This is a genomic window from Actinophytocola sp. (genome assembly GCF_036555685.1).
Classification (GTDB): Bacteria; Actinomycetota; Actinomycetes; order Mycobacteriales; family Pseudonocardiaceae; genus Actinophytocola.
In genome coordinates this window covers 1-2,422 of record NZ_DATBKY010000147.1, presented here as the reverse complement: position 1 = coordinate 2,422, position 2,422 = coordinate 1, and the positions used below count along the sequence as shown (strand labels likewise).

Below are 2,422 nucleotides of genomic sequence, written 5' to 3'. Positions count from 1 at the left end.
TCGCCGCCCTGCGCGCGGCGATCGCCCCACCGACCCGAGGGTCCGAGGGGGAGTGGGTGAGGAACGTGGACCATCCCTGGCTCGTCGAGGCGGAGGCGCGGGTGCGGACCGACCCCGCCGCCGTCCGCACGCTGTTCCCGGCCGTCGGCCGCAAGGTCGGCCGGGCCCCGCTGCGGCCGGAGGCCGACCCGCAGGGCCTCGTGCACGGCACGGTCGACGACCTCGCCCGCACGCGGCTGCTCGCGGTACTGGGCGAGGTGCTGGACGGGGAGGAGCTCGCCACGGAGGTCGCCGAGCTGTACCGGTACGGCGACGACGCCGAGCGCCGCGGCGTGCTGCGCGGGCTCGCCGAGCTGCCGGAATCGGCCGCGCCGGGTGGCGTCGACATCGTGAAGGACGCGTTGCGCGCCAACGACATCCGGCTCGTGGCCGCCGCCATGGGCGAGTTCGGCGCGCGCAACCTGGACGACCACAGCTGGCGGCACGGCGTGCTCAAGTGCCTGTTCGTCGGCGTGCCGCTGGCCGCGGTCGCCGACCTCGACCGGCGCACCGACGCCGAGCTGCTGCGCATGGTCGGCGACTACGCCGCGGAGCGCCGTGCCGCGGGCCGCGAGGTCCCACCCGACGCGGTCACCCTGCTGGAGGCAACCCCGTGAAAATCTTCGACCCGCACATTCACATGACCTCGCGTACGACCGACGACTACGAGGCGATGTTCGCCGCGGGGGTGCGCGCGCTCGTCGAGCCGTCGTTCTGGCTGGGCCAGCCCCGCACGAGCGTCGCGTCGTTCACCGACTACTACGACAGCCTCATCGGCTGGGAGCGCTTCCGCGCGGCCCAGTTCGGCATCCGCCACCACTGCACGATCGCGCTCAACCCCAAGGAGGCCAACGACCCGCGGTGCGTGGAGGTGCTCGGCGTGCTGCCGCGCTACCTCGCAAAGGACGGCGTCGTGGCGGTCGGCGAGGTCGGCTACGACTCGATGACCCCCGAGGAGGACTCCGCGTTCGCCGCGCAGCTGGAGCTGGCGATCGCCCACGAGCTGCCCGCGCTGGTGCACACCCCGCACCGGGACAAGCTCGCCGGCACCAAGCGGACGCTCGACGTCGTGCGCGAGTCCGGCATCGAGCCGGGCCGCGTCGTCGTGGACCACCTCAACGAGCCGACCGTGGGGCTCGTCGCCGAGTCCGGCTGCTGGATGGGCTTCTCCATCTACCCGGACACGAAGATGGACGAGCAGCGGATGGTGGCGATCCTCAAGGAGTACGGCACCGACCGGATGGTGGTCAACTCCGCCGCCGACTGGGGCCGCTCGGACCCGCTGAAGACGTACCGGACCGGCCTGGCGATGCTCGAGGCGGGCTTCTCCGAGTCCGATGTGGACAAGGTGCTCTGGCAGAACCCCGTCGAGTTCTACGGCCAGAGCGACCGGCTGGTGCTCGACGAGCTGCCCGGCTTCGCCCCGTCCACGGAGACGTTCGCGGGCAACTCCGTGCTGCGCGGTGGTGGGGCATGAGTGGCAGCCACTCGGCTCTGACAGGAGGGGCAACGTGACGCCCCTTTCCTATTGCACCAACGTGCACCCCGCCGAGGACCTCGACGGGGTGCTGGCGCAGTTCGACCGGTACGCCGAGCCGGTGCGGCGGCTCGTCGGCACGGACGTCCTCGGCCTCGGCCTGTGGCTGCCGGCCTCGCTCGCGGCCGTGCTCGCCGACGACGCGGACGCGCGCGCCCGGTTGCGAACCGAGCTCGACGCGCGCGGGCTGCAGGTGTACACGCTCAACGCGTTCCCGTACGGCGGCTTCCACGACGAGGTCGTCAAGCACTCCGTGTACCGGCCACAGTGGACCGACCCGCGGCGGCTCGAGTACACCGTGGACTGCGCGATCGTGCTGGCCGACCTGCTGCCGGAGTCGGCGAGCTACGGCAGCATCTCCACGCTGCCCCTGGCCTGGCGCGCGCCGTGGGACGACGCCGACGACGCCGCGGCGGCGGACGCGCTGCACGAGCTCACCGGGATGCTCGACGGCATGGCCGAGGCGAACGGCCGGCCAATCCGGCTCGCCGTCGAGCCGGAGCCGGGCTGCGTGCTCGACTCGGTCGCCGACGCCGTGGCCTGGCTCGCGCCCCGGGTCGACCCGCGCTACGTGGGCCTGTGCCTGGACACCTGCCACCTCGCGGTGTCCTTCGCCGACCCGGCGCGGACGGTCGCCGCGATCTACGACGCCGGCCTGTCCGTGGTGAAGGTGCAGGCGTCCGCCGCGCTGCAGGTCGACGAGCCCGGCGGGGAGCCGGCGCGGGTCGCGCTCGCCGACTTCACCGAGCCGCGCTACCTGCACCAGGTCCGCGAGCGCACCGGCGACGGCGACGTGGTCGGCGCGGACGACATCCCGCAGGCGCTGACCGAACTGCCCGCGCAGCG

3 protein-coding genes are annotated in these 2,422 nt (G+C 73.3%); all 3 read left to right on the top strand.

Features of this window, described 5'->3' with window-relative positions:
- A partial coding sequence (locus tag VH969_RS14305) for an EboA domain-containing protein (RefSeq protein ID WP_331974222.1) occupies nt 1–656 on the top strand: 656 nt, incomplete at its 5' end.
- Nucleotides 653–1,516 (top strand): TatD family hydrolase, encoded by an 864-nt coding sequence (locus VH969_RS14300; RefSeq protein WP_331974221.1) that lies wholly within the window; start codon nt 653–655, stop codon nt 1,514–1,516. The genes VH969_RS14305 and VH969_RS14300, both read left to right, overlap by 4 nt.
- A 34-nt stretch (nt 1,517–1,550) precedes the next feature.
- A partial coding sequence (eboE, locus tag VH969_RS14295) for a metabolite traffic protein EboE (RefSeq protein WP_331974220.1) occupies nt 1,551–2,422 on the top strand: 872 nt, incomplete at its 3' end.